Origin of the sequence: Methylobacillus glycogenes JCM 2850, assembly GCF_000617925.1 — a bacterium.
In the GTDB taxonomy this organism is placed as follows: domain Bacteria; phylum Pseudomonadota; class Gammaproteobacteria; order Burkholderiales; family Methylophilaceae; genus Methylobacillus; species Methylobacillus glycogenes.
Window position 1 is genome coordinate 1 of record NZ_BAMT01000025.1, and the last position, 5,680, is coordinate 5,680.

Genomic DNA, 5,680 nt, shown 5'->3' on the forward strand with positions numbered 1-5,680 from the left:
GTTAAGTGGTTTTAAATAAGTAAATAAAAACACTTGACCGATTCGAAAGAGTCTGTAAAATGCGCGGCTCGCTGAGGGAAGCGAGGTTGTTAAGAAGGTCGATAAAAAAGATTTTCGAAACAGCTTGACCGAGTTAAAAAGGTCTGTATAATGCGCCCCTCTCGCTGATTACTAAGCGAATCAGTAGCGACGTAAGAAGAAGTAAACTGCTCTTTAACAAACTGAACAACCGATAGGTGTGGGTGCTTGTAGGTTAGTGCGAATCAATACTTATTTATAAGTGTTGATACACTCAAAATACAAGTGCTTAACACCTTAAATGAAATCTGTAACTTATGTTACACCTAAGATTCATTTGAGATTAAGCCAAGCGATATACCGACCTCGAAAGAGGTCACAAGTAATAGTCGGAATTAAACTGAAGAGTTTGATCCTGGCTCAGATTGAACGCTGGCGGCATGCTTTACACATGCAAGTCGAACGGCAGCACGGAGAGCTTGCTCTCTGGTGGCGAGTGGCGAACGGGTGAGTAATATATCGGAACGTGTCCAATAATGGGGGATAACTAGTCGAAAGATTAGCTAATACCGCATACGCTGAGGGGGAAAGTGGGGGATCTTCGGACCTCACGTTAATGGAGCGGCCGATATCTGATTAGCTAGTTGGTAGGGTAAAAGCCTACCAAGGCGACGATCAGTAGCTGGTCTGAGAGGATGATCAGCACACTGGGACTGAGACACGGCCCAGACTCCTACGGGAGGCAGCAGTGGGGAATTTTGGACAATGGGCGCAAGCCTGATCCAGCCATGCCGCGTGAGTGAAGAAGGCCTTCGGGTTGTAAAGCTCTTTCGCAAGGAAAGAAAACTTACATGTAAATAATGTGTGAGGTTGACGGTACCTTGATAAGAAGCACCGGCTAACTACGTGCCAGCAGCCGCGGTAATACGTAGGGTGCAAGCGTTAATCGGAATTACTGGGCGTAAAGCGAGCGCAGGCGGTTTTGTAAGTCAGATGTGAAAGCCCCGGGCTCAACCTGGGAACTGCGTTTGAAACTACAAGGCTAGAGTATGGGAGAGGGGGGTAGAATTCCACGTGTAGCAGTGAAATGCGTAGAGATGTGGAGGAATACCAATGGCGAAGGCAGCCCCCTGGCCTAATACTGACGCTCAGGCTCGAAAGCGTGGGGAGCAAACAGGATTAGATACCCTGGTAGTCCACGCCCTAAACGATGTCAACTAGTTGTTGGGAGAGTAAAATCTCTTAGTAACGCAGCTAACGCGTGAAGTTGACCGCCTGGGGAGTACGGTCGCAAGATTAAAACTCAAAGGAATTGACGGGGGCCCGCACAAGCGGTGGATTATGTGGATTAATTCGATGCAACGCGAAAAACCTTACCTGGCCTTGACATGCCACTAACGAAGCAGAGATGCATTAGGTGCTCGAAAGAGAAAGTGGACACAGGTGCTGCATGGCTGTCGTCAGCTCGTGTCGTGAGATGTTGGGTTAAGTCCCGCAACGAGCGCAACCCTTGCCAATAATTGCCATCATTCAGTTGGGCACTTTATTGGGACTGCCGGTGACAAACCGGAGGAAGGTGGGGATGACGTCAAGTCCTCATGGCCCTTATGGCCAGGGCTTCACACGTAATACAATGGTCGGTACAGAGGGTTGCCAACCGCGAGGGGGAGCTAATCTCAGAAAGCCGATCGTAGTCCGGATTGTAGTCTGCAACTCGACTACATGAAGTCGGAATCGCTAGTAATCGCGGATCAGCATGTCGCGGTGAATACGTTCCCGGGCCTTGTACACACCGCCCGTCACACCATGGGAGTGGGTTTCACCAGAAGTAGGTAGCCTAACCGCAAGGAGGGCGCTTACCACGGTGGGATTCATGACTGGGGTGAAGTCGTAACAAGGTAGCCGTATCGGAAGGTGCGGCTGGATCACCTCCTTTCTAGAGTATGCCTGGCTTGCAAGCATTCACACTTATCGGTTGTTTAAAGAGCGCAACAAAGATTGGCCTTAAGGGTCTGTAGCTCAGCTGGTTAGAGCACCGTCTTGATAAGGCGGGGGTCGTTGGTTCGAGCCCAACCAGACCCACCAGATTACTTTAATGAAGTAATGGGGGATTAGCTCAGCTGGGAGAGCACCTGCTTTGCAAGCAGGGGGTCGTCGGTTCGATCCCGTCATCCTCCACCAACTCTTTGTTGAGAAGTTAGACATAAGTGCAGATAACTGTATTTATGTCTAGCTTTTAGAAGCTAGATTGATCTTTAACAAATTGGAAGAAGTAAAGAGAACACAAGAACTTTGTGATGAGGTTCTGAGTGTTCAAATCAAATGGGTAATTTGATTGCAGAAACAAAACATTTGAACAGCTGGTTCGAAAGAATTAGTGGTTTAAATTAGATTAATTGCATCAGCTTGGTGTAATTAATTGAAGTGCTTTAGAAAACCTATAGCGGATGTCTCATGCATCGCGGAATTTGAGTTTAAAAGGGCTCAGGTTTTAACGTTATAGGGTCAAGCGAATAAGTGCATATGGTGGATGCCTTGGCGATTACAGGCGATGAAGGACGTGGTAGCCTGCGTAAAGTCTCGGGGAGCTGGCAAACAAGCTTTGATCCGGGAATGTCCGAATGGGGAAACCCACCCGCAAGGGTAACCCTCTCTGAATATATAGGAGAGCGGTGGCGAACCGAGTGAACTGAAACATCTAAGTAGCTCGAGGAAAAGAAATCAACCGAGATTCCGGAAGTAGTGGCGAGCGAACCCGGAAAAGCCTGTTACTTTTAGCACACGCGATAATAGAACGGAATGGAAAGTCCGGCCATAGTGGGTGATAGCCCCGTATATGAAATCCCGTGTGTGGAACTAGGGTAACGACAAGTAGGGCGGGACACGTGAAATCCTGTCTGAATATGGGGGGACCATCCTCCAAGGCTAAATACTCGTAATCGACCGATAGTGAACCAGTACCGTGAGGGAAAGGCGAAAAGAACCCCGGGAGGGGAGTGAAATAGATCCTGAAACCGTATGCATACAAACAGTGGGAGCCTCGTAAGGGGTGACTGCGTACCTTTTGTATAATGGGTCAGCGACTTACATTCAGTAGCAAGCTTAACCGATAGGGGAGGCGTAGCGAAAGCGAGTCCGAATAGGGCGTTCAGTTGCTGGGTGTAGACCCGAAACCAAGTGATCTATCCATGGCCAGGATGAAGGTGCCGTAACAGGTACTGGAGGTCCGAACCCACTAATGTTGAAAAATTAGGGGATGAGCTGTGGATAGGGGTGAAAGGCTAAACAAACTTGGAAATAGCTGGTTCTCTCCGAAAACTATTTAGGTAGTGCCTCGTGTCTCACTCTTGGGGGTAGAGCACTGTTATGGCTAGGGGGCTCATAAGAGCTTACCAAACCATGGCAAACTCCGAATACCGAGAAGTGCAATCACGGGAGACAGTCCATGGGTGCTAACGTCCGTGGACAAGAGGGAAACAACCCAGACCGACAGCTAAGGTCCCAAATGACGTGCTAAGTGGAAAACGAAGTGGGAAGCACAGACAGCCAGGAGGTTGGCTTAGAAGCAGCCATCCTTTAAAGAAAGCGTAATAGCTCACTGGTCGAGTCGTCCCGCGCGGAAGATGTAACGGGGCTAAGCACGTAACCGAAGCTTCGGATGCCAGTTTACTGGCATGGTAGGAGAGCGTTCTGTAGGCCTGCGAAGGTGTATCGTGAGGTATGCTGGAGGTATCAGAAGTGCGAATGCTGACATGAGTAGCGATAAAGCGGGTGAAAAGCCCGCTCGCCGAAAGCCCAAGGTTTCCTGCGCAACGTTCATCGGCGCAGGGTGAGTCGGCCCCTAAGGTGAGGCAGAGATGCGTAGCTGATGGGAAACAGGTTAATATTCCTGTACTTACATTTACTGCGATGTGGGGACGGAGAAGGTTAGGTCAGCCATCTGTTGGAATAGGTGGTTTAAGCGTGTAGGTTGATCTCTTAGGCAAATCCGGGAGGTTAAGACTGAGGCGTGACGACGAGTCTCCTTGTGAGACGAAGTGATTGATACCAAGCTTCCAAGAAAAGCCACTAAGCTTCAGGTAAATGAAAACCGTACCGCAAACCGACACAGGTGGGCAGGATGAGAATTCTAAGGCGCTTGAGAGAACCCGGGAGAAGGAACTCGGCAAATTAGCACCGTAACTTCGGGAGAAGGTGCGCCCCGGTAGGGTGAAGGACCTCGCGTCCGGAGCTCGATGGGGTTGCAGTGAAAAGGTGGCTGCGACTGTTTAATAAAAACACAGCACTGTGCAAACACGAAAGTGGACGTATACGGTGTGACGCCTGCCCGGTGCCGGAAGGTTAAGTGATGGGGTGCAAGCTCTTGATCGAAGCCCCGGTAAACGGCGGCCGTAACTATAACGGTCCTAAGGTAGCGAAATTCCTTGTCGGGTAAGTTCCGACCCGCACGAATGGCGTAACGATGGCCACACTGTCTCCTCTCGGGACTCAGCGAAGTTGAAATGTTTGTGAAGATGCAATCTACCCGCGGCTAGACGGAAAGACCCCATGAACCTTTACTGTAGCTTTGCATTGGACTTTGACAAGATTTGTGTAGGATAGGTGGGAGGCATTGAAGTAGGGACGCCAGTTTCTATGGAGCCAACCTTGAAATACCACCCTGATGTTGTTGAGGTTCTAACCTTGGTCCATTATCTGGATCGGGGACCGTGCATGGTGGGCAGTTTGACTGGGGCGGTCTCCTCCCAAAGAGTAACGGAGGAGTGCGAAGGTAACCTAGGTACGGTCGGAAATCGTACTGATAGTGCAATGGCATAAGGTTGCTTGACTGCGAGACGGACAGGTCGAGCAGGTGCGAAAGCAGGTCATAGTGATCCGGTGGTTCTGTATGGAAGGGCCATCGCTCAACGGATAAAAGGTACTCTGGGGATAACAGGCTGATTCCTCCCAAGAGTTCATATCGACGGGGGAGTTTGGCACCTCGATGTCGGCTCATCACATCCTGGGGCTGTAGCCGGTCCCAAGGGTATGGCTGTTCGCCATTTAAAGTGGTACGTGAGCTGGGTTTAAAACGTCGTGAGACAGTTTGGTCCCTATCTGCCGTGGGCGTTGGAAGTTTGAGGGGGGCTGCTCCTAGTACGAGAGGACCGGAGTGGACAGACCTCTGGTGGACCGGTTGTCACGCCAGTGGCATCGCCGGGTAGCTAAGTCTGGAAGAGATAAGCGCTGAAAGCATCTAAGCGCGAAACTTGCCTCAAGATGAGACTTCCCTTGTGCCTTGAGCACACTAAAGAGTCGTTCGAGACCAGGACGTTGATAGGTCGGGTGTGGAAGCGCAGTAATGCGTTAAGCTAACCGATACTAATTGCTCGTGAGGCTTGATCCTATAACCTTGAAACTTGAGTCATCAAGTGAAGGGTGTTCTAAAGCAGCAATCAGAATATCCAAATACTTTACTTCTTCCCTTTGTTGAAGACGAATTTGCTAAGCAAATTCCATCAGATTAACAGTGTCTGACCTCAGGTCAGGTGCTAACGGTTATGTCTGGCGGCCATAGCGAATTGGAACCACCCCTTCCCATCTCGAACAGGGCCGTGAAACGATTCTGCGCCAATGATAGTATACTTCTCGTATGCGAAAGTAGGTCACCGCCAGGCTTTTA

Annotated in this window: 2 tRNA genes and 3 rRNA genes; all 5 read left to right on the forward strand. The window is 49.8% G+C overall.

Going from position 1 to position 5,680, the window contains the following annotated elements:
* Nucleotides 1-415 precede the first annotated feature (415 nt).
* The 5 genes from JCM2850_RS15920 (at nt 416) to rrf (ending at nt 5,675) form a co-directional block, all read left to right on the forward strand.
* Nucleotides 416-1,954 (forward strand): 16S ribosomal RNA (locus tag JCM2850_RS15920).
* Nucleotides 1,955-2,026: 72 nt separating this feature from the next.
* A tRNA-Ile gene (locus tag JCM2850_RS15925) sits at nt 2,027-2,103 on the forward strand.
* Nucleotides 2,104-2,123: 20 nt separating this feature from the next.
* Nucleotides 2,124-2,199, forward strand: a tRNA-Ala gene (locus tag JCM2850_RS15930).
* Between the two features lie 322 nt (nt 2,200-2,521).
* A 23S ribosomal RNA gene (locus JCM2850_RS15935) occupies nt 2,522-5,404 on the forward strand.
* Nucleotides 5,405-5,561: 157 nt separating this feature from the next.
* Nucleotides 5,562-5,675, forward strand: a 5S ribosomal RNA gene (rrf, locus tag JCM2850_RS15940).
* Together the 16S, 23S and 5S rRNA genes with 2 tRNA genes alongside form the textbook arrangement of a ribosomal RNA operon.
* Nucleotides 5,676-5,680: the final 5 nt, after the last annotated feature.